The 26,351-nt window shown below is 72.0% G+C and carries 23 protein-coding genes; 11 read left to right on the forward strand and 12 right to left on the reverse strand.

The window, feature by feature from the left end:
- Positions 1-254: 254 nt before the first annotated feature.
- Complete coding sequence (locus OG490_RS02615; protein WP_330294635.1) at positions 255-1,733, forward strand: MFS transporter; 1,479 nt, start codon at positions 255-257, stop codon at positions 1,731-1,733.
- Positions 1,734-1,814: 81 nt separating this feature from the next.
- Here OG490_RS02615 and OG490_RS02620 read toward each other — a convergent pair whose 3' ends face one another.
- Both OG490_RS02620 and OG490_RS02625 read right to left on the reverse strand, forming a co-directional pair.
- On the reverse strand, positions 1,815-2,840 hold the full coding sequence (locus OG490_RS02620) for an amidohydrolase family protein (RefSeq protein WP_330294636.1): 1,026 nt from the start codon (positions 2,838-2,840) through the stop codon (positions 1,815-1,817).
- Between the two features lie 26 nt (positions 2,841-2,866).
- Positions 2,867-4,168, reverse strand: coding sequence for a cytochrome P450 family protein (locus OG490_RS02625; protein WP_330294637.1), 1,302 nt, complete (start codon positions 4,166-4,168; stop codon positions 2,867-2,869).
- Positions 4,169-4,374: 206 nt separating this feature from the next.
- On the opposite strand from OG490_RS02625, the gene OG490_RS02630 reads away from it, so the two are divergent.
- Positions 4,375-5,055 carry a hypothetical protein gene (locus OG490_RS02630; protein ID WP_330294638.1) on the forward strand — a complete coding sequence of 227 codons (681 nt, stop codon included), beginning with the start codon at positions 4,375-4,377 and terminating at the stop codon, positions 5,053-5,055.
- Here the strand turns inward: OG490_RS02630 and OG490_RS02635 are convergent.
- Positions 5,052-5,456, reverse strand: a complete 405-nt coding sequence (locus tag OG490_RS02635) for a hypothetical protein (protein ID WP_330294639.1) — start codon at positions 5,454-5,456, stop codon at positions 5,052-5,054. The two genes, OG490_RS02630 and OG490_RS02635, sit on opposite strands and share 4 nt — an antisense overlap.
- A gap of 121 nt (positions 5,457-5,577) precedes the next feature.
- Here OG490_RS02635 and sigJ point away from each other — a divergent pair, with 121 nt between their 5' ends.
- The 3 genes from sigJ (at position 5,578) to OG490_RS02650 (ending at position 8,707) form a co-directional block, all read left to right on the forward strand.
- Positions 5,578-6,531: an RNA polymerase sigma factor SigJ gene (gene sigJ / locus OG490_RS02640; RefSeq protein ID WP_330294640.1), complete on the forward strand. Its 954-nt coding sequence runs from the start codon at positions 5,578-5,580 to the stop codon at positions 6,529-6,531.
- A 65-nt stretch (positions 6,532-6,596) separates the two neighbouring features.
- Complete coding sequence (locus tag OG490_RS02645) at positions 6,597-7,331, forward strand: response regulator transcription factor (protein WP_330294641.1); 735 nt, start codon at positions 6,597-6,599, stop codon at positions 7,329-7,331.
- Complete coding sequence (locus OG490_RS02650) at positions 7,328-8,707, forward strand: sensor histidine kinase (protein WP_330294642.1); 1,380 nt, start codon at positions 7,328-7,330, stop codon at positions 8,705-8,707. Before OG490_RS02645 ends, OG490_RS02650 begins: the two co-directional genes overlap by 4 nt.
- On the opposite strand, the gene OG490_RS02655 is transcribed toward OG490_RS02650, so the two are convergent.
- From OG490_RS02655 to OG490_RS02675, 5 genes are all read right to left on the reverse strand, one after another.
- On the reverse strand, positions 8,670-9,191 hold the full coding sequence (locus OG490_RS02655) for an SgcJ/EcaC family oxidoreductase (protein ID WP_330294643.1): 522 nt from the start codon (positions 9,189-9,191) through the stop codon (positions 8,670-8,672). The two genes, OG490_RS02650 and OG490_RS02655, sit on opposite strands and share 38 nt — an antisense overlap.
- A 140-nt stretch (positions 9,192-9,331) precedes the next feature.
- Positions 9,332-10,660 carry a TfuA-like protein gene (locus tag OG490_RS02660; protein ID WP_330294644.1) on the reverse strand — a complete coding sequence of 443 codons (1,329 nt, stop codon included), beginning with the start codon at positions 10,658-10,660 and terminating at the stop codon, positions 9,332-9,334.
- 14 nt (positions 10,661-10,674) lie between these two features.
- Positions 10,675-11,862, reverse strand: a complete 1,188-nt coding sequence (locus tag OG490_RS02665; RefSeq protein WP_330294645.1) for a YcaO-like family protein — start codon at positions 11,860-11,862, stop codon at positions 10,675-10,677.
- A 20-nt stretch (positions 11,863-11,882) separates the two neighbouring features.
- Complete coding sequence (locus tag OG490_RS02670) at positions 11,883-12,692, reverse strand: ABC transporter permease (protein ID WP_330294646.1); 810 nt, start codon at positions 12,690-12,692, stop codon at positions 11,883-11,885.
- 4 nt (positions 12,693-12,696) lie between these two features.
- Positions 12,697-13,638, reverse strand: a complete 942-nt coding sequence (locus tag OG490_RS02675; RefSeq protein WP_330294647.1) for an ABC transporter ATP-binding protein — start codon at positions 13,636-13,638, stop codon at positions 12,697-12,699.
- 299 nt (positions 13,639-13,937) lie between these two features.
- Between OG490_RS02675 and OG490_RS02680 the strand changes: the two genes are divergently transcribed.
- From OG490_RS02680 to OG490_RS02705, 6 genes are all read left to right on the forward strand, one after another.
- The gene (locus tag OG490_RS02680) at positions 13,938-14,804 is read left to right on the forward strand and encodes a hypothetical protein (RefSeq protein WP_330294648.1); all 867 of its coding nucleotides are present in this window, start codon (positions 13,938-13,940) and stop codon (positions 14,802-14,804) included.
- Positions 14,805-14,817: 13 nt separating this feature from the next.
- Positions 14,818-15,267 (forward strand): aroma-sacti cluster domain-containing protein, encoded by a 450-nt coding sequence (locus tag OG490_RS02685; protein ID WP_330294649.1) that lies wholly within the window; start codon positions 14,818-14,820, stop codon positions 15,265-15,267.
- An 84-nt stretch (positions 15,268-15,351) separates the two neighbouring features.
- Complete coding sequence (locus OG490_RS02690; protein ID WP_330294650.1) at positions 15,352-18,306, forward strand: AAA family ATPase; 2,955 nt, start codon at positions 15,352-15,354, stop codon at positions 18,304-18,306.
- A complete protein-coding gene (locus tag OG490_RS02695) occupies positions 18,297-19,166 on the forward strand; it encodes a S8 family serine peptidase (protein WP_330294651.1) in 870 nt (289 codons plus the stop codon). Before OG490_RS02690 ends, OG490_RS02695 begins: the two co-directional genes overlap by 10 nt.
- On the forward strand, positions 19,163-19,801 hold the full coding sequence (locus tag OG490_RS02700; protein ID WP_330294652.1) for a GAF domain-containing protein: 639 nt from the start codon (positions 19,163-19,165) through the stop codon (positions 19,799-19,801). Before OG490_RS02695 ends, OG490_RS02700 begins: the two co-directional genes overlap by 4 nt.
- Before the next feature lie 92 nt (positions 19,802-19,893).
- Positions 19,894-21,195 (forward strand): helix-turn-helix domain-containing protein, encoded by a 1,302-nt coding sequence (locus OG490_RS02705; RefSeq protein WP_330294653.1) that lies wholly within the window; start codon positions 19,894-19,896, stop codon positions 21,193-21,195.
- A 43-nt stretch (positions 21,196-21,238) separates the two neighbouring features.
- Here the strand turns inward: OG490_RS02705 and OG490_RS02710 are convergent, their stop codons facing one another.
- From OG490_RS02710 to stsB, 4 genes are read right to left on the reverse strand one after another with little or no spacing between them, the layout of a single operon-like run.
- The gene (locus OG490_RS02710; RefSeq protein ID WP_330294654.1) at positions 21,239-23,092 is read right to left on the reverse strand and encodes a S9 family peptidase; all 1,854 of its coding nucleotides are present in this window, start codon (positions 23,090-23,092) and stop codon (positions 21,239-21,241) included.
- Positions 23,082-24,536, reverse strand: coding sequence for an NAD(P)/FAD-dependent oxidoreductase (locus OG490_RS02715; protein ID WP_330294655.1), 1,455 nt, complete (start codon positions 24,534-24,536; stop codon positions 23,082-23,084). Before OG490_RS02715 ends, OG490_RS02710 begins: the two co-directional genes overlap by 11 nt.
- On the reverse strand, positions 24,533-24,829 hold the full coding sequence (locus tag OG490_RS02720) for a PqqD family protein (RefSeq protein ID WP_330294656.1): 297 nt from the start codon (positions 24,827-24,829) through the stop codon (positions 24,533-24,535). The genes OG490_RS02715 and OG490_RS02720 overlap by 4 nt, the downstream gene beginning before the upstream one ends.
- On the reverse strand, positions 24,810-26,303 hold the full coding sequence (gene stsB / locus OG490_RS02725) for a StsB family radical SAM/SPASM domain sactipeptide maturase (protein WP_330294657.1): 1,494 nt from the start codon (positions 26,301-26,303) through the stop codon (positions 24,810-24,812). The genes OG490_RS02720 and stsB overlap by 20 nt, the downstream gene beginning before the upstream one ends.
- Positions 26,304-26,351 lie beyond the last annotated feature (48 nt).

The following is a 26,351-nucleotide window of genomic DNA, read 5'->3' on the forward strand; positions in this document are numbered from 1 at the left end:
TCCGCCGGTTCCGGCCTGGGCCTGCGATTGTGCGGGACGAGGGGGCCCTTGCCACAAGCCCCCCTGTGCGCTATAAGTTGAAAGTGGCCAGAGGTGAGCACTCCCTCCGCCCGATCTCGCCCGCTGTGGACGGGCAAACCCCTTACCAGTCACCCGGATGCCGACCGCCTGTGACGACGGTTCGCCGCGGGGGCAGGGATGTCGTGGGATCGATGCGCTTGATCCGACCCGTCCACTGCCCGTGAGGAACCCCCATGACCAGCGCTCCGCCCTCACTCCGCACAGACCCCGGACCGTCCACGAGCCGCGGCGTGTGGACGCCGATGATCCTGGTGATCGCCTGCGCGGCCCAGTTCATGGTGGTCCTGGACGTCTCGATCGTGAACATCGCCCTCCCGGACATGAAGGCCTCCCTCGGCCTGAGTCCGGCCGGGCAGCAGTGGATCGTCAACGCCTACACCCTCGGCTTCGCCGGGCTGCTGCTCCTGGGCGGCCGGGCTGCCGACCTGGTCGGCGCCCGGCGCACCTTCCTCGCGGGTCTCGGCGTCTTCACCGTCGCCTCGCTTGCCTGCGGGCTCGCCACCGGCGGCGCGATGCTGATCGCGGCCCGAGCGGTGCAGGGCATCGGTGGCGCGATCCTGGCCCCCGCCACGCTCACGCTCATCATGGCCACCTTCACCGAACCCCGGGCCCGTACCCGCGCGATGGGGGCCTGGGCCTCGGTCAACGCCGCCGCCGGTGCGGTCGGGGCGATGGCCGGCGGGTTGCTGACCGCGTCCGCCGGCTGGCGCTGGGTCTTCTTCGTCAACGTCCCCATCGGCGTCGCCTTCTTCGCCGCCGCGCTCCTCTACGTACCCGTCGGCCACGGGCACCACGGCGGCCACGGCGGACTGCGCCGCCTGGACCTGCCCGGCGCGCTGACCGTCACCGCCGGTCTGACCGCGCTGGTCTACGGGATCATCTCCACCGCGACCACGCCCTGGACCTCCCCCCACGTCTGGGCCGCCCTCCTCGCGGGCCTGCTGCTCCTGGCGGCCTTCGCCGTCATCGAGTCGCAGGTCGCCGCCCCGCTGGTGCCGCTATCCGTCCTGCGCCGCCCCACCCTCGCCATCTCCAACCTGGTCATGATCGGCCTGGGCTCGGCGATGTTCGCCCTGTGGTTCCTGCTCTCCCTCTACCTGCAGCAAGCCCTCGGCTACAGCGCCCTGGAGACCGGCCTGTGGTTCCTGCCCGGCTGCCTCGGAATCATCGTCGGCACCCGGACCTCCGCCCACCTCATCCACCGCACCGGCCCGCGCCCCCTGCTGGTCACCGGCATGTCGATCAGTACCTTCGGCTTCCTGTGGCTCTCGCGCATCGGCGGGCACGGCCCCTTCGTCACCACGGTGGCCGCACCCTTCGTGCTGTGCACCCTCGGCCTGGGCATGTCCATGCTTCCCGTCACCGCGGCGGCCACCACCGGCATCGACCGTCGCGAAGCGGGCCTGGCCTCGGGGCTGGTCAACACCTCGCGTCAGGTGGGCGGCTCGCTCGGCCTCGCGATCCTCGCGACCATCGCCTCCCACACCGCACGCGACCACACCGGCTCCACCACCCAGGCCCTCACCGCCGGCTACGGCCAGGCCTTCCTCTGCGCCGCCCTCTTCACCGCCTGCGCGGGCCTGGGCTCCCTCTTCCTCCCCGGCCGCCCCGCCGTACCGGCCCCCGGGCTCCCGCCCGGCGGACGCGACTGAACTGCCCGCGGCCCGTATTCGCCCGCCCAGAGCAATGGAGCCCGCGCCCGGATCCGGGCGCGGGCTCCATTGGTCGTCGGCCTACACCGTGGCCAGCTGCGGGATCAGACGCAGCGCGTTCTCGCAGTAGACCCCGCTCAGTTGCTCGGGGGTGAAGGCCCCGTCGGCGTCGAGGGCGGGGATCGCCTGGTCCAGGACCGTGTCCGCGGGAGCGGCGGGCCAGTCGGTGCCGAACAGAACGTGGTCGGCGGGCACATGGGCAAGGAGCGTCGCGGCCGGTTCCATGGGGCCCGCCGTGTCGTAGTAGAAGCGGCCCAGGTGGTCGCGGACGGCGGCGGGATCGACCGGCGGATCGCAGAACCGGCCGAGCGCCTGCATGCGGTTGGCGATGTACGGCAGGAACCCGCCGGCGTGGGGCAGGATCACGGAGAGGTCGGGGAACCGGTCCAGCGTCCTGTTGCTGATCATGTTGACGGCGGCCCGGGTGGTGTCCAGCAGGAAGTCGCACAGGAAGTTCGGAACGCCCGGAACCGTCATCGCCCCGGGCCGGCCGCCCGGCAGATGGTGCGGATGGGTGTCCACCACGGCGGAGAACTCGTTCAGTTCGGCGAAGATCCGGTCGTAGCCGGGATCCCCGAGGTAGACCCCGTCGTAGTTGGCCGTCACGTTCACCCCGACGGCGCCGAGTTGCCCGAGGCCGCGGCGGACCGCCCAGGAGGACGCCTCGGGGTCGTCCAGGAAGAGGGGCACGTAGAACGAGAACCGGGAGGGGTAGGCGCTCACCACCTCCATCATCGAGTGCAGCGTGATGTTGACGGCCTCGCGCAGCTGCGCCGACGAGCGGTAGCGGGCCGGCAGCATGGGTTTGAGCACGGCCGTCGAGATGCCCGCGCGGTCCATGAAGCCGACGGCGGCCTCGGTGTCGAGGTACGCCCATCGGGGCAGCTGCTGGGGCTCGATCAGCCCGTGCTGCTCGGCCCACGCACGCCACTGGGGCGCGCAGAAGTGATGGTGCATGTCGATCTTCGTCCGGGCTCCGTGGGCTCCGGCCGTCTCCGGAGGGGCCGCTCCGAGCCCCGGGCCGGTCGTACTCCCAGAATTGCGCATGCCAAAGAACCGCCCGTCGCTCTCGTCTACTCTGCGGAGGCCACCGGTGCCAGGGCGAATTCCCCGGCCGGCCGCGGCTCCAGGACGATCAGGAGACGTTCCAGACCGCGGAAGGCCGCCACGGGCCCCTTGAGCCAGGTGCCCGCGCCCTGCTCCTCGTCCGCCAGCTCCATCTCCGGGAACTCCCGGAGCAGGCAGGAGAGCGCGATCTCGAGTTCGAGCCGTGCCAGCGGGGCTCCCAGGCAGTAGTGCGTTCCGTGGCCGAAGCCCAGGTGCATTCCCTGGATCCCCTCGCGCGTCACGTCCAGCACGTCCGCGGATTCGAACTTCTCCTCGTCCCGGTTGGCCGAGTTGAGGGCGATCTGGACCAGCGCACCCTTGGGAATCACGGTTCCCCGGATCTCGGCCTCCTCGGCCGCGTACCGGAAGGTGGAGGTCTCCACCGAACCGTCGAACCGTACGAGTTCCTCGACCGCGCCGTGGATCAGCCGGGGTTCCCTGCGGAGCTTCGCCAGCTGGTCCGGATGGAGGATCAGGTCGAGGACGGAGTTTCCGATCTGGTACGCGGTGGTCTTGTGGCCGGCGAAGAACAGGACCCACATCGACGAGACCAGATCCGCGTCGTCGAGGCCCTCCTCCGCCGTGATCAGGTCGCTGAGGAAGCAGTCCGACGGGTTGGCCCGGGTGTGGGAGACGATCTGGCCCAGCCGCTCCTGCAGCCATCCCTCGGCCGCCTTCAGCTCCGCCTTCAGCGCGGGGTTGAACCTCGACCGGGTCACCACCCCGAACTGCTCCAGGATCTCGGGCCGGTCGGCCTCGGCGATCCCCATCAGCTCGCACAGGACCGCGATGGGGAGCGGGAACGCGAAGGCGGACATCAGGTCCACCGTTTCGCTCTTGCGGCATTCCCGCAGGAGTTCCTCGGCGATCTCCGTGATCCGCGGTCGCATGTCCTCCACCCGCCGCGGGGTGAAGGCGCTCCGCAGGACGCGGCGCAGCCGGGTGTGGCGCGGCGGGTCCGAGAACAGCACGTTGTCGTCGAGCGCGTCGAAGAAGCTGCCGAACACGGCGTGGTAGGTGTCGATGGCCCCGCGCATGTTCTTGCTGAAGCGCCGGTCCGACAGGGCGTCCCGGGCGTCGTCGTAGCGGCTGATGAGATAGGTCTCGACCCCGTGCGCAGGCGTCAGCCGGCACACCGGCGCCTGCTCGCGCAGGGCCGCGTAGACGGGGTACGGGCAAGCGCGGAACTCGGGCGCGCCCCTGGACACGGCCGACACGAGCTCATCCAGCGGTTCGTCCCCGGTCGGTGCCGCGTTCTCCTGCGTCATGCTCCGCGTCCTCCGTGACCTCGGTGTTCTGTGCACACACCGGTTCCCCGGGGAGGCCCGTCACGAAACGGTCCTTGGTTCGTTCGAGTCAGACCGCTCCGCCAGATGCGGCGCCGGGAGGTCAGCCGTCCGGACCGGCCGCGTGGCGTGCCCCGGAACCGGGATACATGCTGCTGATAACCAGTCCGCCACCGAGGAGTCCTCGCATGGCCCGCAGTTCCACCCTGACCCTCGCGGCGGCCGCCACCCTCGCACTGGTGGCCACCGCCGCTCCCACCACTGCTTCCGCGTCCACCGCGTCCGCATCCGGCCCGTCCGCGGTCGGTACGTCCGCGGTCGGTACGTCCGCGGTCGGTACGTCCGCGGTCGGTACGTCCGCGGTCGGTACGTCCGCGGTCGGTACCGACACCGGCTGGGCCGGCGCCGAGCGGGCGATCGTCTACCGCGCGACCGCCCCGTACCAGCGGCACGCCAACGCGGTGAAGGCTGGCTACGTCCCGGACAAGTACTGCATCGCGGACCGCGCGGGAACGGGCGCCCTGGGCTACCCGCACTTCCGCCACGCGTACGACAACTCCGTCGACCCGGCGAAGCCCGCCGCGCTGTTCTACGAGGACGACGGGCTCGGCGGCAAACGCCTCGTCGGTGTGCAGTGGGTGGTCTACGACCGCGACCAGGACGTGGCCACGGACGAGGACCGCCCCTCGATGTTCGGCGAGAAGTTCACGGGCCCGCACCGCGGCCACTTCCGCGGCCAGCCCGTGCACTACGCGATGCACATGTGGCTCTGGAAGGAGAACCCCAAGGGGGCCTTCCAGACCTACAACCCGGCCGTGACCTGCCTGCCGGGCACCACCCGCCCCCTGAAGCCCGCACCCCACCCCTAGGAACGGATGCCGGAGCTCCCGGAGAGGCGTGCGGACAGCGCCTGGCCCAGGAGCAGCACGCTCAGGCCGAACATGAGGACGCCCAGCGGGACATGGAACGTCGCTATGCGGGCGACGCCCAACACCACCTGGACCGAGGCCAGTACGAGGAAGCCGGACGAGTACAGGATCGGGCGGGGGGAGCCACCGCCCGGCCGCCAGGCCAGGATCGCGGCGATCACGTACAGCATGGTCGCGCCGTACATGACGCGTGCTCCGATCCCGTGCAGCAGCTCGCCGTGGGAAGAGGACAACAGCAGTCCGGCGGTGGCCGCTTGGAAGAAGACGGCCAGGGTCTGCAGGGCGATCGAGACCTGCAGGAACGTGCGGCCGCGCGGAACTGCCGTCGTCTGGGTGACCATGATGTGGTCCCTTCTTCTGCCTCGCGGCGATGGATCGGTAGTGTCTCGACGGTCCGACGACGCAGCCCCGCGAAATGTGAGGCGGAGCGCCGACGAGAAGAACGAGGGAGCGGCCGTCACCATGAGCACGCCAGCCGAGTCGGGTCACCACCGGTCTGAGCCGGACCTGAGTGCGATCGTCGGCGAGCGGCGTCAGCTGATGAACCTCTCCTACCGGCTGCTGGGTTCGCTGGCCGAGGCCGAGGACGCCGTCCAGGAGACCTACACCCGTTGGTACGCGATGTCGCGGGAGCAGCAGGAGGCCATCGAGTCCCCCGGCGCCTGGCTGACTACGGTGGCCAGCCGCGTCTGCCTGGACCTGCTCGGCTCGGCGCGGGTGCGGCGCGAGCGCTACGTCGGCGAATGGATACCCGAGCCGCTTCCCGACCGTACGGAGTGGATCGGCGGGCCGGCGGACGGCGGCGCGGCCGGGCCGGGCGACCCCGCGGACCGGGTCACGCTGGACGAGTCGGTGAACATGGCCTTCCTCCTCGTACTGGAGGCGATGACCCCCGCCGAACGCGTGGCGTTCGTCCTGCACGACGTCTTCCGGTACCCCTTCGGCGAGGTCGCCGAGATCCTCGGCCGGACGCCGGCCGCCTGCCGCCAGCTGGCCGCCTCGGCCCGGCGGCGCGTCCGGGCCGCGCGGGCTCCGGCGGCTCCGACCGCCGGGCAGGCAGGCCTGGTTCGGAACTTCAAGGAGGCCTGGGAGGCCAAGGACATCAAGGCCCTCGTCGGCCTCCTCGCCCCCGACGCCACGATGATCGCCGACGGCGGCGGACTGGTCGGCGCCGCGCTCCGCCCGGTCGAGGGCAGCGAGCGCATCGCCCAGTACCTGATCCACATCGCGGACAAGGCCCCCGGACTGACGCTCCTGGAGCGCACGGTCAACGGCCAACCCGGCCTGGTCGCCCAGCTCTCGGGCACCACCGTGACCGTGGCGGCCTTCGGCCTCACCGATGGCCTCGTCACCCGTATCTGGGCGGTCCGCAACCCGGAGAAGCTCCGTCCGTGGACCGGGGACGGGACGGGCTGACCGGGCGGCCGGGCGGTGGGCGGCTGGGCGGCTGGGCGCGATCACCGTCCACGTAGCCTGAGGGCGTGCGCGTACTCCTGGTAGAAGACGACGAGCCCGTGGCCGAATCACTGCGTCGCGGGCTGATCCGCTACGGGTACGAGGTGGACTGGGTCAGCACCGGCAGCCGGGCCCTCGCGGCCGCTCCGGCCGACCTCGTCCTGCTCGACCTCGGGCTGCCGGACACCGACGGGCTCGACGTGTGCCGGGAGCTGCGGGCACGCGGTGACGTACCGATCATCGTGATCAGCGCGCGCAGCGACGAGACCGACCGGGTGGTGGGGCTGGAGATCGGCGCGGACGACTACGTCTCCAAGCCCTTCGGGGTGCGCGAGGTCATCGCCCGGATCCGGGCCGTGATGCGGCGCGTGCGGCCGTCGGGCGGCGACCGGGCCGCCGCGGCGAAGCCCGAGCCCGAGGTCCACGGGCGGCTCGCCGTGGACCGGATCGCCTGCCGGGCGTACTTGAACGGGGAGGAGGTCGTGCTCACGCCCAAGGAGTACGACCTGCTCTCCTTCCTCACCGAGGCGCCGGGCGCCCTGATGACGAGGGAACAGATCATGGAAGCGGTCTGGGACGCCAACTGGTTCGGGCCGACGAAAACCCTGGACGTCCACGTCGGCGCCCTGCGCCGCAAGCTGGCCGGAGCGGTCGCGATCGAGACGGTCCGCGGCGTGGGCTTCCGGCTGATCGTGGTCGCCGACCCGGCGCCGGATCCGGGTGCGGGCCCCTCCCCCGCTCCGCGAGGAGACCTCGGTTGATCCGGCAGCTCATCGTCAGCTACGTCCTGCTGGTGGCGGTCGCGCTGGCGGCGTTCACGGTGCCGGTGGCCTTCACCCTCACCGCCCAACTCCGCGAGGACACCGAGGAATCGGTACACCGCGAGGCCGCGACCATGGCCCTGCTGCTGGCCGCCGACGACCTGCCGTCCCACCGGGCGCTGGCCACGCTGGCCGGGGCCTACCGCGACCAGACCCCCGGGGTGGCCGACGTGGTCACCGCCGATCACGGCGCGGTGACCCCGCTGCCGCTGCCCCCGGCGCCGGGGGACCCGGCCTTCGACCGGGCCCTGGAAGGCCGCGCCTCGACGCATTGGGGACCGGCCGAAGCACTCGGCGGGGCGGACGGCCTGGTCACGACGGTCCCCGCGCGGACCTCCGACGGCCGCGTCGTGGGCGCCGTACGCATCAGCTATCCCACGGCCGACCTCAACGCCAGGCTCTGGCGGATCTGGGGCTTCCGGGCCTTCCTCGCCCTGGGCGTCCTCGCGGTCGCGGCCGCCATCGGCGCCATGTTCGCCCGTCGGCTGACCCGTCCGCTGCGCCAACTCAACGACATGGCGACCAAGTTCAGCGACGGCGACCTGACCGCGCGCAGCCCGGTGACCGGGCCGCCCGAGACCCAGACCCTCGCCCAGACCCTGAACACCGGGGCGGAGCGCCTCGACACCCTCCTGCGCGCCCAGCGGATCTTCGTCGCCGACGCCTCCCACCAGCTGCGCACCCCGCTCACCGCGCTGCGGCTGTCCCTGGACAACATCGCCGACGGCACGGACGACGACCTCGTGCGCGAGGACGTGGACCAGGCCATCGGCGAGGTGGCCCGGATGAGCCGCATGGTCAACGGGCTGCTGGTACTGGCGCGCGCCGAGGCCCGGCATTCGGCGGCGGAGCCGGTGGCGGTGGGCGAGCTGGTGGCCGAGCGGCTGGACGTCTGGCGGGCGGTCGGCGACGAGCGGGGCGTACGGTTCGCGGCCCGGCCGGTGGACGAGCGGCTCGGTGTGCTGACCAGTGCGGGCCATCTCGAACAGGTCCTGGACAACGTACTGTCCAACGCGCTGGAGGTGTCCCCGGACGGCGCCGCCGTCACCGTCCGCGTCGTACAGGACGGCGAGTGCGTGGTCCTGACGGTCGCGGACGAAGGTCCGGGGATGTCGGGGGCCGACCAGGCCCGTGCCTTCGACCGCTTCTGGCGCGGTCAGGGCCTGACCGGCCGGGGCGGCAGCGGGCTGGGCCTGGCCATCGTCAAGCAGTTGGTGATGGACGACGGCGGGAGCGTCGCTCTCGCGGACGCTCCCGGCGGCGGCCTGTGCGTGCGGATCAGCTTGCGGCAGGCAGCACCGAGGAGTGGTGGTTGATGATCAGCCACTTGCCGTCGATCTTCTCGTACACGTAGGTGTAACGGGCGTCGACGTCGACCCTCTTGCCGGTCTTGTCCGTCAGGGTGAAGCGGTACAGGCCGGTGTCGATCGCGGTGTTCCGGTCGAGGACCTCGACGATCGTCTCGATCTTCTTCCCGACGGGCTTCTTCGCGAGGAACTCGTCGAAGTAGTCGGCTATCTCGTCGTGGTTGGTACGGATCTTCGGCGAAACGGTGGGCAGCAGCACGGCGTCGGGCGCGTAGAGCGCCGTGACCTTCTTCGAGTCGCCCGTCGCGAGGGCCTTGTTCCACTGGTCGAAGAGCCCGGCGATCTGCTGCTGCGTGGGCTTGCCCGACCGGCTCTGGCCGGGCGGGTTGCCGGGCTGTGCGGAAGCCGTGGTGGCGACGGCCGTGACACCGAGGGCGGCGGCCAGGGCCGCACCGGAAACCAGCGTCGTACGGCGGGACATCGTGCGCTTCATGGGTGAACTCCTGCGTCTTCGGTCGAGGCAGAGCTTGTCGTCCCGGTGGTCCCGATGGACAAGCTCAGCCTCACCAATGGCAGGTAGCGCCAGGACAGCACCGGGCCAGCGGAACGGAAGGTCCCGGCAAAACCGGCGGCTCATCGCGCGGAGGTGTTCACCCGGCTTCGGCCCCGGCGGATGTCGAAGGCGAAGAACCGCCTTACCGCGCCGCCCAGTTCGTCAGGGCCGCAGAATCCCCGGCGGGCCATCTCGGCATCCGGTGTCGTGCCGCGCCCCAGCCAGTGGCGCAGGAAGAGCTTCGCGCACATCACCGGCGGCGGGACCGCGAGCCGCGCGCCGGCCGTCTGCGCGGCCTCGTCGGCCTGTGCCACGAGATCGCACCAGTCCTCCCAGCGCCCGGATGCCCGCAGCCGGGTCAGGACCGCCGGTCTCCAGTCGATCGACTGCCACACGGGCCACACCCGGACCATGAGCAGCCGGGCCCGCTCCTCGCCGGTGAGGTGCTCGCGTTCCGCCTCCGTGAACCAGCGGGCCAGGGAATCCGGCAGCGGGGTGCTCCCGTCCAGCCCCAGTCCGGCCGTCGCGTACGCCTCGGGCGTCATGTCCCGGGCCGCGGCGAGGTCCGTCAGGATCCCGGTCAGGACCTCCTCGTGCAGCGCGGGGTAGTCGGCGTCGAACAGCCGGGCCGCGTCCAGGACGTCGAGGTCCGACATCCACCGGCCGGGGGCGTACTCCCGCCGCGTGCCGCGGACCAGGGACTGGGTACGGCTGATCCCGGTGAAGGGCACGGGGGCGGCGGCAGGGGCGGGCGTCGCGGCGCCCGAGGCGACCACGGCGAGCGCCGCCAGGGCGTCGAGCCGCTTGAGGTCCCAGACGCCGGAGCCGATCATCTCCTCCAGCGTCCACAGTGCCGCGTGGTCCTCTTCCTCCACCGCCCGTTCGAGGTCCTTCCAGCCGCGGTGGGTGAACGGCATGGCCGCGGCCGCCGCCACGATCCGGCGCCCTGACTCGGCCTGGACCAGGTCCAGTTCCTCTCCCTCCGCGCAGCCGTACCGGAGGTTCACCAGCGCCACGGTCTGCGGCGGGTAGCCCGTCTCGGCCGGGCCGTGCAGTACGCCCACCTCGTCGTCCCCGTCGATCTCCCCCGAGGTGTACATCTCGTGGACGGTGCCGATGCCCCGCATGCCGCAGGGCCCCAGCTCCGCGGCGCGCAGCGCGCCCATGCTCGCGGCCCCGACCACGTCCACGCCCTCGGTGAGCAGTTGCAGGATCTCCTTGTGGCCGACGGAGCGCCGCTCGCGGAAGTAGCCGTCGATGATGACGGCCACGTCTCCGGGCCGCCACTGGTCCGCCAGGAGATCGCCCCGGCCGGCGGGGGGCCGGACCTCCGCGTCCGGGAGCACCGCGCGGACATCAGCCGCCGAGAGCGTCGGGCCGACGTAGACGACCACCCTGGACGCACTCACTTGAGAAGTACTCACTACAGCACCTCCGGAGACACGCGGCTGCCCGGTGCGACCACCTTGACGACCGGGACACCGATCTCGTCGCGGGTCAGGTCGACCACGAGGGGCGGGTGGGAGAAGGCCTCGGCAGCCTGCCGCACCACGTACTCGAGATCGCCGATCAGGCCGTCGTGCCGGGGCGGTTCCCGGACCAGGTCCGGGATGTCGGCCGCCGGGGCCGTGTGCGCCCTGTTCAGGCGGTCGGTGTCCGCGGCGGCGAAGTCCTCCTTGAGGTCGTCCCTGGCCCCCGATATGTAGGCGAGCCGGGCCTGGGCCGCTTCGGACACGGCTCGGGTGAGGGCGATCCCGGTGTGGAGATGGCATCCGAAGCCGAACATCGGAGCCGGGTAGTCGTGGCAGGCGACCCAGGCCAGGAAGCACGGAAGGCCGGTGGGTGAGGGGACGAGGCGCACTTCGAGGGTGACCCCGGCCCGCTCGATGAGCGCGCACAGTTCCTCGGCCTCCGCCGACCCCGAGCTGCGCGGGTCGACCCGTACGCCCATCTCGCCCCCCGCCGCGACGGCCGCCGTCATCGCGTCCCGCTCGATGACCTCGCAGAGCGCGTGGAGGGTGGCTTCCACCAGGGTGTTGCCGCCGGCCAGGCCGTTCGTCGACTCGAAGAACACCGGCGGGTTCCAGTCGGTTCTCTCCTCCAGGCTCAGCCGGACCACGTCCACGGGTACGTACGTCCGCGCGCCGTCGACCAGTGAGCGGGCCGCCATCCAGTCCAGGGGCAGGCCGTCGTGCAGCAGGCTCGGTGCAGAGGGCGGCAGGGCGTGGACGTCGTAGCCCAGTTCGCTGCCCAGTTCCGCGCCGATGTCGCGCGGGGCCGCTCTCAGGGCGGGCCGCACCGGTTGCTCCACGTGCCAGGTCTCGACCGATTCCATCACCGCCGACAGCTTCGCCAGCTCGGGCGTCATCCCCTTGCCCTGGGAGACGGCGAGGGTTCTGGAGAGCGGCCGGACGGCCTGGAAGGTCGCGATGCCGATGGTGTCGAGCCGGGTGATGTCGGCGACCCGGGTGACGCCCACCTTCGCCGCCGCCCGGCTCGCCATCTCCCAGGTGGCGGCGGGCAGTCGGGCCCTGTTCGTACCCGGCAGGCGGAATACGGAGAGGTCTCGTGGGGAGGCGAGCCAGGACAGCGCGGATTGTTCGGTCTGCACGGTGAGCGACTCCCTGCGGGTCAGAGGTTGCGGGTGCGCCGCAGCAGCGCGCGGGCGGCGACGGCGTTGGCTACGAGGGCCACGACGGCCAGGACCGTCAGGGACGGCCAGGCCTTGTCCAGGCCGAAGATCGCGGCGTCGCGCATGCCCGTGACCGCGTACGTCACCGGGTTCACGGTGGAGATCCACTGGAGCACGGTGGGCAGTTGCTGGGTCGTGGACAGCGACGGCGCGGCGAAGACCAGGACGGGCACCGAGATGCTGGTGAGCACCATGAAGGTGCGGTAGTCGCTGATGAGGACCGCCGCCGCGAGGTACAGCCCGTTGAAGGCCACCGACGACAGGGTCAGCGCGACCAGCAGCCAGATCCAGTGGGAGGCCTCGAACGGGTAGTCGAAGATGATCGCGGCGACGGCCAGGGCCAGCACGCTCTGCGCCAGCACCAGGGAGACTCCGGCGAGCAGCTTGCCGGCGAGGAAGCGCGAGCGGCGCAGCGGCCAGCTCCAGAGCTGGGTGGACACCCCGCTCATCTCCTCCTGGAACATCGCCATTCCGGTCGTCCCCGATGCACTCACCACGGACATCGACAGGACCATGGGGAGGAGGAACACGGAGAACGGAAGCGATTCGCCGCGGTAGACGATGTTCCCGACGACGTTTCCGAGCGAGGTGTTCACCAGCAGCAGGTACACGAGCATGGGGGTCAGGCCGAGGATGAGGTTGACCCTGTTGCGGGCGAGGAGCGCGTATTCACGGTAGAAGACCGCGGCGAAGTCGGCCGGCTTCCCTTTCCCCACCGGCGCGGTGTTCTTGAAACCCAGGTCGGTCACGGTTTCAGCCCTCATTCCCGGTCATACGGAGGAAGACCTTCTCCAGCGAGTCGGTGACGGTGGAGATCCCCGAAATCGCCACTCCGGAGTCGTGGCAGTGCCGTGAGAGCTGCGGCAGCACGTCCCGTACCTGCGCGTTCTCGATGCGCACTTCGGCGTCCTGCGCCGTCGCCGTGAGTCCGGCCGCGCCCGCCCATTCCCTGACGACCTTGGCCCCGACCGCGTCGTCCACCTTCACCAGCAGATGCGCACCCCCGAACTCCCGCACCAGCTCGCTCGGTTGGGCGAAGCGGACCACCTTGCCCTTGTTGATGACCAGGACGCGCTCGGCGTTGCGCTCCAGCTCCTCGATGATGTGGCTGGTCCAGATCACGGTCATGCCGTTCTCCTCGCGCAGCCACCGCACGAAGCGCTCGATCTCGTGCCGCCCGGCCACGTCCAGGCCGGCCGACGGCTCGTCGAGGATCAGGAGTTCGGGAATGGTCAGCAGGGCCCGTACCAGCTGCAGCCGCTGGCGCTGTCCCCCCGACAGCTGGAAGACCAGCCGCGACAGGGCGTCTTTGAGGCCGAGGTACTCGGCCACCTCCAGCGCCCAGGGGCGGGTCGTGCGCCAGGACAGACCCTTGAAGCGGGTGGCGATGAGCAGGTTGTCCAGGGCGGAGAGCATCTCGTCGTAGGGGGCGGACTGGTGCATCGCGCCGATCCCGGTCTTGGCCGCGACCGGGTCACGGGCCGGGTCGGCTCCGAACACCCGGATCCTCCCGGTCGTGGGAGGGGTGACGCCGCAGATCATCTTCATCAGGGTCGTCTTGCCGGCCCCGTTGGGCCCCAGCAGACCGATGGTCTCGCCTTTGGCGATGTCGAACGAAATACCGTCGACGGCCGGCGTCTCTTTCCCGCGATATCTCTTGGTGAGTTCTTCGGCGTTCACCACACCATCCGCCACGATCTCTCCCTTCCACCCCGCGACTTGATGTTTCTCAGGATCGTCGATCGTGTTGCTGCGGGTGGACGTTACGCCTGTCGGCCCGTGGTGCGACGGGCCCTGCCCAAGCTGCCTTTGAGCTGCCCCTGCTCTGCCGCCCGGCGTGCGAAGCCGTGGCTAACATCGGCTGCATGAGCCGTTCAGAGGATCCGGCGCACCGCGACGTCAAATCCGTTGTGGTTCTTGTGAATTGCGCGGGCGGCCGTGAATTGGAGGTCGTTCGCGACGCGTTGACGGGGCCACTGGAAACACCCACCCTGTTGATCCGTCAGGACGAGATCCCGTCGACGCCCATGGCACTCGACCTGGACACCGGCCTGCTGGACGTCGCCGGGCGACGCGTGCGGCCCGCCGTGGTCTGGGTGCGCCACGGCTCGGCCTGCGCGCTGCTGGCGCAAGCGCGGCCGGCGGGTTCGGTGACCCCGTTGCAGGCGGAGTCCTGGTCCGGGTTCCTGCGTCAGGTGGCGTCGGCCGCGAGCGTCGCACTGCCCGGCGGGAGCCTCGTCGGGCCGGGCCAGCTGGTGGACGCCCGCGGGCTGGGCGTGCGTACGCCCCGGACGGTGCTCACCAACGACGTCCCCGCGGGGGCGCGTCGGGTCGGCGCGCCGGTCCTCGTCGTCAAGACCCCGGACTTCCGGCTGTTCGAGCCGGAGCCGCGGAACTGGCCGGGCTGCCTGCCCGCGGTCGTCGGCTCCGAGCGGGCGGCCCGGATCCCGGCCGGGGGCGTCCCGGCCGCGAGGGTCTCGGCCGACGGGCGTCCGGTCGTCGTCCAGGAGTACGTGGCCCACGCCCGCGAACTGCGCGTCTACCAGGTCGACGGCGGGATCTGCGCCTTCCAGGTGGACAAGCCCGACCCGTCGAGCCCGATGACGGATCCCGACAGCGTCAAGGTGACGCGCGTGGACTGCCCGGGTCCCGTGGCCGAGGCGGTGCGCACCCTGTGCGCCGCGTGGGGGCTGCGCTACGGGGCGTTCGACCTGCTCGTGTCCGACACCGGGGAGCCGGTGTTCCTGGAGGCCAACCCGGACGGGGACTGGCTGTGGTTCGAACGCAAGGCGGGCTGGCACGGCGTCTCCTTCATGGCCGCCGTGATGGTGCGCGAGTTGTTCGTACGGAGTACGTCGTGAGGAGCTCGTGTTGGTGACGTCGATCCGGGGCCCCGAGATGTCCACCCGGGGCCTGATGCTGGTGGCCATGGTGGCGCGGGGACACACGACCGACCGCGTGGCGCGCGCGCTGCGCCTGAGCAGACACACCGTGGGAGAGGAGATCAGCGTCCTGCTCGACCGGTTCAAGTGCAAGAACAGGGCGGAGCTGGTGGCCTACTGCTACGTGCACCGGATCCTGCCGATCGATGTCTGGCCGCCCCCGTGCGGTCCCGTGAATGGGGTGAGTGACGTGTTCGATCCTCTGACCGCTCTGCGTGAAGCGGGGCTCCCCGTCGACCAGTTGAGCACGGCGCAGCGCGAGGTGCTCGCGCACCTCACCGAGGAGGAGGCCGCCGTCATCGTGGCCGTCCAGCACCGGCTGAACCAGGCGGACTCCGGAGCGGACGCGGAGGTGTGGGCCCACGACCTGAAGATGCTCTGACACCGCCGCCGCCCCTCCGGGCGGCGGCCACGGGCCCGAGGGCCCGTCGTCGAAGTGCCGTCTGCCCCTGGAGGAGGACCGCGCGTGAGCCGAAGACTGGTGGTCGTTCTCTTCCTCGACCTCGTCGGATGGACCCGGCTCGCCGAGCGGGTCGATCCGGAGGCCCTGCAGCGGCTCCTCGACCAGTACTACGAGATCTGCTCGGTCGCGGTGGAGGAACACGGCGGGGTCGTGGAGAAGTTCATCGGCGACGCCGTCATGGCGGTCTTCGGCGCGGACACCTCACGGGAGGATGACGCCCTGCGGGCGCTGCGGGCGGCCACCCGCATCCGCGTCGAAGTCCGCGGCCTGCGCACACCGGCCGCGGACGCGGCGCCGGTCGAGGTGCACTGCGGCATCGCCGCCGGCGAGGCCCTGGTGACGCGTTCGGCGCGGGCCGGGATCCGGGTGGTCGGAGACGTGGTCAACCTGGCGGCGCGGCTGCAGTCGCTCGCGGTGGCCGGGGAGATCATCGTCAACGAGACCGTGGCGCACCTGGCCCGTACGCACTACGCCATGACCCCGGTGCCTCCGGTGGCGCTGAAAGGCAAGGCCGAGCCGGTACCCGTGCTCCTGGTGACGGGCACGGCCCGTGCCGCCCGTACCGGCGAGGACTCCCCCATGGTGGACCGCAGCGCCGAACGGCGCCGGCTGCGCCTGATCTACCAGCGGGTGGCCCGCGATCGGCGGCCCGCGATGGTGACCGTGCTCGGGCCGCCGGGCATCGGCAAGACCCGGTTGGTGCGGGAGGCCGTGGACGACCTCGTCGCGTCCGGGGCGGAGCCCATCGCCGTGTTCGCGAGCTGTCCTTCCTACGGTGCGGACGGCGTCTACTCCACGCTCGTGGAGGTGCTGGACGGGCTGACCCGACAGGCGCCCTCCAGCGCGGAGTTGCTGCGGGCCGACAGCCGGATCGCCGCCGTGCTGGACGGACTTCGCGAAGCCTCGCTCCCCCGCGGGGCCGACGCCCTTCCCGGTCCGGGGGTGGAGGAGGTGGCCTGGGCGGCGCGCGAACTGCTCACCGCCGCGGCATCCCGGCCGCTCGTCGTGGTGTGGGACGACCTCGCGTGGGCGGGGCGCTCCCTCCTGCGACTGATCGGCGAACTGGCCGAAGGACTGGGGGACATCCCGCTCCTGACGGTCTGCGTGTCCAGGTCCGAACTGGCGGTGCGGGAAGCGGACCCCTCCCGCCCGGAGGAGCAGGTGATCGACGTCGGGGCGCTGCTCCCGGCCGACAGTGCGCAGCTCGCGCTCTCGCTGGCCGCGCGGAGGGACGCCGGCGAGGTGGAACTGCACGCCCTCGAACTGGTCGACCGGGTCCTGGACTACAGCGCCGGGAACCCGCTGTACATCAGGCTGATGATGGACTGGCTCGGCGGCGGGCGCACCGTCGACCGGGTACCGCCGACCATCACCGCCATGGTGGGCGCCATGATCGATCAACTTCCGCTGCCTGCCCGTCGGTTGCTCGGCGCTGCTTCGGTGATCGGCCCTTCGTTCACCCTGGAGCAGCTCGCGCTGCTCGGCGAGGACCTGCCCGCGGAGGGCGTGGACGCGCTGGTGGCACGGGGGCTGGTCCACGGCACGCCGGAGGAGGGCGGCTACCGCTTCGTGCAGCAGGCGGTGCACGAAGTGGCGTACGGGCGGCTGGAGAAGGAGCAGCGCATCGCCTGGCACCGGCGGCTGGCCGAGCGCGGTTTCGGTCCCGGCTTCCACTTCGAAGCCGCCGCGCGACTCCTGACGGGGCTGCGCCCGGACGACGCGGAGCTGTCGGGGCTGACGCGACGGGCCGCCGAGGCGCTCCTGTCGGAGGGCACCGTGGCGCTGCGGCAGCGCGATGTACCGACGGCGATCGGACTGCTCGAACGGGCCCTCGTACTGGCGCGGAAGGGGTCGGACGCGTGCCGGTCCGTCGCGGCCATCCGGCTCAGCGACGCCCTGATGCTCGCCGGGGACACCGGGCTCGCCCTGGACGTGGTCGCGGACGGATCGCTCGGCGGCGACGGGGTCGGGGGGCCCTGTCTGGTCCAGCGGTACCTGTTGGCGGCGCGGCTGGGCAGGATCACCGCCGCACAGGTCGAGGAGGTGCGCGCGGAACTCACCGGCGGGCACGACCGCTTCGCCTGGTGCCGGTTCGAGCAGCTGCGGATGCTGTTCCACCTGGACCACGGCCGGTTCGGAGCGGCCGAGGAAGCCGCGGAAACCGCGCTCGGGCACGCCCGGGGCATCGGCGATCCGTACGAGGAGGACCGCCTCCTGGTGGCCCTGTGCGAGATCCGGCAGTGGTCCGCGACTCCCGTGGCGGAGAAGCTTTCGGGCTGCGCGGAGCTCCTGGAGCGGTTCGCCGCGGACCGGTTCCTGGCGCTGCCCGCACTGGCCGCCCGGGCCCGCTGCCTGACGCTGACCGGGGACCGTGCCGGGGCCCGCGCGGCGCTGGCCGAGGCCGAATGGGTGGTAGAGCAGCTCCGGCTGGCCCTGGGGGGCGTCCTGGTCGACCAGGTGGCCGGTCTGGCGGCCTCGCTGGAGGGCGAGCACGAGGAGGCCGAGCGGCGCTTCGGCGGCGCGGCGGACGCCCTCGAACGGGCCGGCTACGTACCGACGGCGCTGACCATGCGGGTGCAGGCGGCGCGCGAGTTCGCGCGCCGCGAGGGGACTGGCGGCGCGCGCCGCGACGGGACGGGCGGGGCCGCGGGCCGGATCGCGGCGCTGCTGTCCCAGCGCGACCGGATGGACGTGCGGGGGCGGATCCTGTGCATGTCCGCCTCCGTGCTGATCGCCGCCGGGGAGGGCCGGGCCGATCCGATGCGCGGCGAGGTGGTGGCGCTGCTGGAGAACATCGACGACCCCTGTCTGCGCGGCGAGGTCTGCTTCGACCTGGCCCGCGCCCACCGGCTCCTGGGCGACCCCTCGGGTGCCCGCACCATGGCCGCGCTGGCCGCCGACAACTACGCCGCCGTCGGTGCCACGAAACCTCTGGGGGCGGTGCGGGCATGGATGTGAGCGACACGCCCTGGCGGCGCGAGCGGCTGCCGCACGCCTCCGGGATGCCGGCCTGGAGCATGCCGGCCGACGGCGGCCCCGGCGAGCCCGTGCCCGCGGTGCTGTTCGAGGGGATCGACTCGGAGTGGGCCTGGGGCGGTGCGAGCGGCGAGGGCGTACGCGTCTGCGTGCTCGACAGCGGGGTCGACGCGGCCCATCCGCTGGTCGGGCCGGTCGCGGCGGCCTGGCAGGTGGTGACGGCCGAGGGCCGGGCGCCGCGCGTGGAGGAGTGCGAGCCGCTCGACGGCGCCGGGCACGGAACCGCCTGTGCGGGGATCATCCGCTCCATCGCGCCGGGGGTGTCGCTGAGTTCACTGAAGGTGCTCGGCGACGGGAGGTCCGGCAGCGCCTCCGCGCTGATCGCGGGACTCGCCTTCGCGATCGAGGAGGGGTTCGACGTCATCAGCATGAGCCTGTCGACGAACAGGACCGAATTCCGCGACCGGCTGGGAGAGTTGTGCGACCGCGCCTACTTCCGCCGGACGACGGTGGTGGCCGCCGCGCACAACCTGCCGATCGAGAGCTTCCCGTGGAACTTCGCCTCGGTCGTCTCGGTCGCCAGCCACGCGGAGCCGGACGGCATGCGCTTCTACTACAACGCGGCTCCCCCGGTCGAGTTCCGCGCGCGCGGGGTGCGGGTACCGGTGGCCAGCCCCGGCGGCGGCACCGTGCGTAACACCGGCAACAGTTTCGCGGCCCCGCACATGGCCGGGATCGCGGCGCTCGTCCTGGGCAAGCATCCCTGGCTCACGCCATTCCAGCTCAAGAGCGTCCTGTACCACTGCGCCGCGAACGTAGCACCCCGAGGAGGGGGAAAATGACGTCCTGGTCACCCGAGTTCATGGAGACCGAAAGCCAACTGCTCCAGTCCGTGGTCTCGGTGGCCCGGTACATCTACGGAGCCGCCGCCTCGTCAGTTTTCATGGTGAGTCCCGACACCGGTGAGCTGATCTTCGCAGCGGTCGCGGGCGAGGGCGAACAGGGCCTCGTCGGCAAGCGGTTCGAGCCCGGCACCGGCATCGCCGGCTGGGTGGCGGCCAGCGGCCAGCCCCTGATCACGGACGATGTGGGCGGGACCGACCAGTTCGCCCGCGACGCGGCGGCGTCCACCGGGTACGTTCCCGCGAGCATCATGGCCGCCCCGCTCATCGCGGACGGAGAGTGCATCGGTGTGATCGAGGTACTGGACCGCCACACCCGCGACGCGGGCGCCCCCGGCCGGGAGCTAGACGACATCGAGCTGCTGGGGCTGCTCGCGACCCAGGCCGCGCTCAGCCTCGCCCTGCTGCGGCGCAGCCAACGGGCCGCCACCGCGGTGCCGCGCATGGGCGACCTGCTGGCGCGGCTGTCGCAGCACGCGGTCACGGACGTGTCCGACCCGTTGGCCGTCTCCCTGCTCGGCATCTGTCTGGATCTGCTGGACCGACGTGCGCATTCCGCTTCGAAGCCGGTCTGACGGCCGAAGGAGACGCACCGCAGACGGGTCGGCGACGCGCCGGAGACGCTGGTGGAGACGCCTGTGGAACGGGCCCCTCCTACGCTCCGCCCATGGTTCACAGAGCCGAGGCCGAGGCCCCTTCGTTTCCCGAACTGCTCCGCTTCAAGCGGGTCCAGGCCGGGCTGACCCAGCGGACGCTCGCCGATCTCTCGACGATCAGCCCGCGCACGATCCGCGCCCTGGAGTCGGGTCGGGTGAACGCACGGATGCAGACGGTCCGGCTGCTCGCGGACGCGCTGCGGCTCGGGGGGCTGCCCCGGGAGCTCTTCGTCACCGCGGCCCTGGGCAGCCAGCAGCGGGGGCCCGCCGGGGGCGATCCCGCTCTCGCCGTGCCCCGGTCCGTCAACGCCCTGATCGGGCGGGACACCGAGGTGCGGGCGATGGCGGGCGGGCTGGAGTCGGACCACCGGCGCATGGTCTCGGTGTCCGGGCTTCCCGGGGTGGGGAAGTCGCGGGTGGCCGCGGAGCTGGCGGCGCGGCTGAGTGCGCGCCGGGGGTGGCCGGTGCTGTGGATCGGGTCGGGAGCGGTGGCCGTCGACGGTCCCGGCACGGCTTTCGGCCCGGTGACGGCCTCGCTCCGCCGGCTCGTGGAATCGGGCGCACAGGAGGCTGCCCAGGAGGTCTCCACCGTCTGCCGGCTGATCGGCCGCCGCGAGGTGCTGCTCGTGCTCGACGGGGTCGCCGACGCGCGGTGCGGGGCCGGCGTGGAGGAGCTGCTGACGCACTGTCCGGGGGTCCGCGTGGTCAGCACCTCGCGCGCGCCCTGGCACGTGGCCGGTGTTCAGGGGACGGTGGTCCCGCCGCTGGCCGTGCCGGGGGCCGACTGGGAGGCCACCAGGTCGCTGGAGGCGCTGGCCCAGGTGCCCTCGGTGCGGCTGCTCGTCGACCGGCTGGCTGAGGTCAGGCCGGGGTTCGTCCTCGGCCGGGACGACGCCGAGGCGGTGGTGCGGCTGTGCCGGAGGCTGGACGGGCTGCCCGTGGCCCTGGAGGCGGTGGCCGCGAGGTTCCGGGTGCTCTCGCTGGCGCGGCTGGCGGACGCGCCCGCGCCCGATCTGCTCGATCTGCCGGTCCCGGCGTGGTCGGCGGGTGTTCCCGGGACGGTCGGCTCCATGATCCGCTCCGGGTTCGAGGATCTGGACGCCGCCCGGCGGGCGGTCCTGGAGGAGCTGGTGCGGTTCGAGCGGGCGCCGACGGTCACCGAGGCGGCCGCGGCGCTGGGCCTGCCGCTGACCCGGGTGGTGGACGAGCTGGGCGCGCTGATGGCCTGCGGGCTCGTCCGGGCCTCGCACGAGGAGGCGGAGACGCGCCTGCACCTGCCGAACCTGCTGCGTGCGGCCCTGACGTCGGGATGACGCGGCCGCCCGCGGCGCGGATGGCCCGGGAGTGCGGCGGCTGTCACCCCAGGTGGGCGGCGAGGAACCGCTCGACGGCCGCGTAGTAGGCCTGCCGGTTGGCCGGCCGGGCCAGGCCGTGGCCCTCGTCGGGGAAGAGCAGGTACTCGTACGGGAGCCCCTTGGCCTCCAGGGCCGCGACGAGCTGCTCGGCCTCCTCCCGGGGCACCCGGACGTCGTTGGCACCCTGGACCACGAGGACCGGGATGCGGATGTCCTCGACCCGCGACAGCGGCGACCGCTCCCAGAGCATCTCGCGCTCGGTCTGCGGATCTCCGACCTGGGCGTGCATGAACGCCCGCAGCGGGGTGCGCCGGGGCGCCCCGGCGGCCAGCATCGTCAACAGGTTCGACGGGCCGCAGAGGTCGATCGCGCAGCTGAACACCGACGGCGTGAAGGCCGCGCCGACCAGCGCGGCGTAGCCCCCGTAGGAGCAGCCCATGATCGCGACCCGGGCGGGGTCCACGCTCCCGGCGGCGACGAGGTGGTCCAGCGCGTCGAGCAGGTCGCTGTGCATCGCGGCGCCCCACTGTTTGGCGCCCAGGTTGCGGAAGTCCTTGCCGTAGCCCGTCGAGCCCCGGAAGTTGACCTGTACGCACGCGTAGCCGCGGTTGGCGAGGAGTTGGGCCTCCTCGTCGAAGGCGAAGGTGTGGCGGGCCCACGGCCCGCCGTGGACATTGACCACCGCGGGCAGGGCCTTGCGGTCGGCCCCCGGCGGCCAGGTCACGTAGCCGTGTACGCAGACCCCGTCGCGTGCGGTGAACTCGAAGGGCTCCATCCTGGCCAACCGGTAGCGTTCGAGCTCTGGTTGGTGGCTGAAGAGGTGGCGCAGGGTGCCGTCCGCGCGGTCGTGGACGTAGTAGAGGACCGGGCCGGCCCCGGTGACCACCGAGACCGTCCACAGCCGTCCGGAGCGGTCGGTGCGGTCGACGTAGATCTCGCCGTCGATGTCCAGGAGCGCGAGCGCGCCGCGGATCCGGCCGATGTCCTCGCCGAACTCCCCGTCGAGGAACACCCGTTCGTCGCGGTCCTTGGCGAACAGCACCGCCTGCGGCGTACCGGTCACCGGGTCCGTCTCGACCTGTTTGACGTCGTACACCGGATCCCCGGCGAGCAGGGTCCGCCGTCCGCTCGCCACGTCCACCGCGTGCAGGCGGTTCGCGTTGGCCCCCAGTGAGGTCAGGAGGTAGCAGGTGGCGCCGTCGCGGGCGAAGCCGACGACGCGCGTGCCCATCGCGTCCTCGTAGGGCACCTCCAGCCACGGAGGCGTGCCCTCCCCGTCCGGAGCGTCCGCGGGGTGGAGGCGCAGGGTCATCCCGCCGTCGGGCGTCAGGGCCGTGCCGCCGCGGACCCGCAGGTCGGTGTCGATGATCCAGCTCAGGTACCCGGGGTTCTCGGCGACCTTGGTGAGGGCGCCCGTCGGCAGGTCCAGGCGGTAGACGTCGTGCCGCCCCGGCCGGTCCCTGTCCAGTCCCAGGAGGATGGTGCCGGGGTGCCACCGGTTGTGGGCCAGTACCCGCGCCTGGACCCCGTCGAACGGTGTGGCGCAGCGCTCCTCGCCTGTGAGGAGGTCGACGAGGTAGAGCTTCCAGCTCTCGTCGCCGTTCCCGTCGCGCAGGTAGAACAGGGTGCGGTCGTCGTGGCACAGCCCGTACGTCCGGATGCCGCGCCCGCGGTCGTGCGTCACGGCCCTGGCCTCGTCCGGCCGGTCCACCGGAGCCGTCCACACGTTCAGGACGCCGTCCTCCGGGGCCAGGTAGAGCAGCCGGGTCCCGTCCGGCGAGATCTCGGGAACGAGGTACGAGGGGTTCCCGAACAGCACGGAGTGCGGAATCAGCGGTACGCCGTCAGTGGCCACGGGTCTCCTCCAGGGCGGGGCTCCGGCTCCGGCGCCCCGAGAACCACCACTGGGCGAGTACGGGGAACTGCGCGACCGCCTCGTCGGTGTCGAGCGGCGGCCCCGATCCGGCGGAGGGCGCGGGGTGCGGGGGCGGGTGGGATCCGGACCGCCCGGACCGCCGGGGAAGCAGCGTCTGCGTACGGAAGAGGTCGGTCATCAAGGCCGGGTTGCCGAGCACGGCCCGGGACATGAGGGCCCGTACCAGCTGCCCGGCAGCCCGGGCGGCGTCCCCGGAGGTGTCCCCGGCGCCGTCTTCGGCGCCGTCTTCGGCGGCGGCCTCGCGGTCCTGCTCGGTGGCCATCCGCCACGAGGGCTCCGCCACCTCCGCCAGGGCGGCCTGCAGCGCGGGGAAGGCGGCGGGGACGGCGCCGGTGCGCGCCAGCTCGCGGTCGATGCGCACGGCGCCGAGCAGGGCGACGGACATTCCGTGGGAGTGGACCGGGTTGACGGCGACGAGCGCGTCGCCGAGGGCCAGGAAGCCCTCCGGTCGGGGCCCGCGCTCGAAGTACCTCCGGCGGTTCGCCGTGGCCCGGAACGGGCGTACGGAGCCCAGCGGTTCGGCCTCGGCCAGGAGCTCGGCCACGACCGGTGAGCGCAGCGCACGGATGCAGTCGGTGAAGCCCTGCCCGTCGACCGGCGGCGCCGCGGCGCGCGTGCCGGTCAGGGTGACGGTCCACCGGCCGTCCTCCACGGGGAACAGCGTCGCGCCGTGGCCCGACCGGCCGTTCCCGGGGTGCGGGTCCGGGTGCACCATGACCGCCGGGATCCGGGCGGCGAGGGCGGCGGGGGCCCGGTAGATCCGGGTGGAGTACGCCAGCCCGGGGTCGACCACCTCCTCCTCGACGGCGGGCCCGCCCAGCGCGGCCAGCCAGCGCGGGGCCCGCGAGCGGCGGCCCGTCGCGTCCACCACGAGGTCGGCGCGCAGGGTCTCGGTGGAGCCGTCCTCGCGCGCCAGGAGGACGCCGGTGACGCGCGAGGCGTCCCCGGCCAGCCCCAGGACCCGGGTGCGCTCCCGCACCGTCACCGTGCCGCCGGACAGCGCCCGCTCGCGGATGACGTGGTCCATGAGCCACCGGCTGCACGAGATCAGGTGGGCGCCGGTTTCCTGGCGGCGGAACCAGCCGCCCGCGCTCAGGATCAGGGCCCCGTCCGTCAGGCCGCGCCGGTGCGCCCCGCGGGCCTCCAGCGCCGCCTGCGTGCCGGGGAGGAGGGTCTCCAGGGCCTCGGCTCCGGCGGTCACCAGCACGTGGCTGTGGAACGCCTGGGGCAGTCCCGGCCGCGGCTCCGGACCCTGCGGGTACCGGCCGCCTTCGACCACGGTGACCTCGCCGACGTGCCGGGCGAGCACCGTGGCCGCCAGGACGCCGGCGAAGCCTCCGCCGAGGACGACGGCCTGGGTCACGGGCGGCCGGCCGGCTGGTCCGAGGTCTCCTCGATCAGTTCGGCCTCGACCAGGGAACTGATGAAGGCGTCCACCTCCGCGCGGATGCGCCGGGTCATCACAGGGTTGTGGCCGGCGAACAGCAGCGCCAGCTTCCCGCCGACCTTCTCGCGGTCCTCTTCGCTCTCGACGAGCACCCAGATCTGCGCGGCGGTCGCGTTCAGGGTCCGGAAGTCTCCGGATTCCGTGTGGTAGAGCGAGACCCCGTCCGGGGTCTCCTGCCAGATGACCGCCTCACTGATGTGCAGGGACATCGCCCAGCCTCCTGTTCACCGGCATGATGGGAATGAGTTCGCCGACCTTGATCGCGGGCTGCGGGGTGCGGACGTAGGTCTTCCACTGCTCGTGGACCTCGTGCACCTCGCCGGTCGCGACCATCCGGGGCACCGTCATGTCGAGGTCCCCTGCGGCAAGTTGGGCGCGGGTCACGCCCGTTTCCGTCCACAGCTGCGTCGTCACGCCGTGCCGCAGGATCCGGCACAGGTGCCGGCTGTTGCGCCGCAGGTCCCCGGACTCCGACATGTGCGCGGCCCGGCAGCCGCCGCCGCAGGCCGCCTTGATGTAGCACTTCTCGCAGTCGGCGTGGAACTCCCCGCCGAAGACGGTGCTCCGCCGCATCGAGGTCAGGACCGGGCTGTTGAAGATCTCGGAGAGCGGCTGCTTCCTGATGTTGCCGGCGTGGTCGGCCTTGCTGGTGACGAGCTTGCACGGGTAGATGTCGCCGAGGGAGTTGATGTAGATCTCGTTGCCGCCCATCCCGCAGTTGCCCTTGACCGAGCAGGGGGAGACCGGTCTCGGCCCGTCCGGCCGGAACTTGCCCGCGACCGGTGAGGTCCAGACCAGCTGCTGCACCCGCAGGTGGTCCTGCCATCCGAAGTCGTCCTCGTCGCTCGCGCCCCGGCCCAGGTCGTTGTGGTTCATCAGGCGAACGCTGTGGATCTCGATCCCGTCGAGGAAGGAGGCGAAGCCCTCCAGCTCGTCGACGTTGTCCGAGGTGACGATGTGGTTGATGGCCGGCTTCACGCCCGCTTCGTTGAGCAGTTGGATGGCCCGGCGGGTCCTGGCGAACGAGCCCTTGCCGCGGGTGCGGTCGTGGGTCTCGGCCGTGCCTCCGTCCAGGCTCACCGTGACAGCGTTGAAGAGCTCGGCGAATCGTTTCGCTGTCGCCTCGGTCCGGATCATCGTCGCGTTGGTGATGATGTTCGACTTCAGGCCACTGCTGTTGGCGTGCTCGACGATCCGGAACAGGTCCTTGCGCAGCATCGGCTCACCGCCGGTGAAGACGATGGTCCCCGTGCCGAAGTCGGCGATCTGCGAGACCAGGTCCAGCGATTCCGCCGTGTCGAGCTCGCCCGGCAGGCACTTCTCCGAAGACGCGTAGCAGTAGGGGCACCGGAGGTTGCAGCCGTCGGTGATGGCGTAGTAGGCGAAGCTCAGGGGCGGTTCGGCGAGTTTGACCGTGGGCCGGTTGCCGTTGAAGTAGACGATCCAGTTCAGGATGAGCTTGGCGAGGGCGCGCTCCGTCCCGCTGTCCGGCTCCAGCACCGGCTGCTCCCCGCGCGCCCGGGCGGCGGCCAGGGCCTGGAGGACCAGGAACTCACGTTCCGTCAGAACGCACCGGGCGGCCACCTCCGGATTGACCACGAGGTGGTCCTCGCCGTGCACAAAGTACGTCAGGCCCTGCGGCACATCGAATAACGAAAGGTTCCGGATCAGATTCCCGCGCATCCCGCCTCCTCCCTGGGGTGGCACGGGCGCGGCCCGACGCGAACGGCC

Origin of the sequence: Streptomyces sp. NBC_00503 (genome assembly GCF_036346895.1) — a bacterium.
GTDB lineage: Bacteria > Actinomycetota > Actinomycetes > Streptomycetales > Streptomycetaceae > Streptomyces.

Coding starts and splice junctions, on each gene's coding strand:
- sigJ (WP_330294640.1), top strand. CDS start 5,578: ATGAGCACGCCAGCCGAGTCGGGTCACCACCGGTCTGAGCCGGACCTG.
- OG490_RS02655 (WP_330294643.1), bottom strand. CDS start 9,191: ATGAAGCGCACGATGTCCCGCCGTACGACGCTGGTTTCCGGTGCGGCC.
- OG490_RS02630 (WP_330294638.1), top strand. CDS start 4,375: ATGGCCCGCAGTTCCACCCTGACCCTCGCGGCGGCCGCCACCCTCGCA.
- OG490_RS02615 (WP_330294635.1), top strand. CDS start 255: ATGACCAGCGCTCCGCCCTCACTCCGCACAGACCCCGGACCGTCCACG.
- OG490_RS02625 (WP_330294637.1), bottom strand. CDS start 4,168: ATGACGCAGGAGAACGCGGCACCGACCGGGGACGAACCGCTGGATGAG.
- OG490_RS02705 (WP_330294653.1), top strand. CDS start 19,894: ATGGTTCACAGAGCCGAGGCCGAGGCCCCTTCGTTTCCCGAACTGCTC.
- OG490_RS02720 (WP_330294656.1), bottom strand. CDS start 24,829: ATGTCCCTGCACATCAGTGAGGCGGTCATCTGGCAGGAGACCCCGGAC.
- OG490_RS02700 (WP_330294652.1), top strand. CDS start 19,163: ATGACGTCCTGGTCACCCGAGTTCATGGAGACCGAAAGCCAACTGCTC.
- OG490_RS02620 (WP_330294636.1), bottom strand. CDS start 2,840: ATGCGCAATTCTGGGAGTACGACCGGCCCGGGGCTCGGAGCGGCCCCT.
- OG490_RS02635 (WP_330294639.1), bottom strand. CDS start 5,456: ATGGTCACCCAGACGACGGCAGTTCCGCGCGGCCGCACGTTCCTGCAG.
- stsB (WP_330294657.1), bottom strand. CDS start 26,303: ATGCGCGGGAATCTGATCCGGAACCTTTCGTTATTCGATGTGCCGCAG.
- OG490_RS02695 (WP_330294651.1), top strand. CDS start 18,297: ATGGATGTGAGCGACACGCCCTGGCGGCGCGAGCGGCTGCCGCACGCC.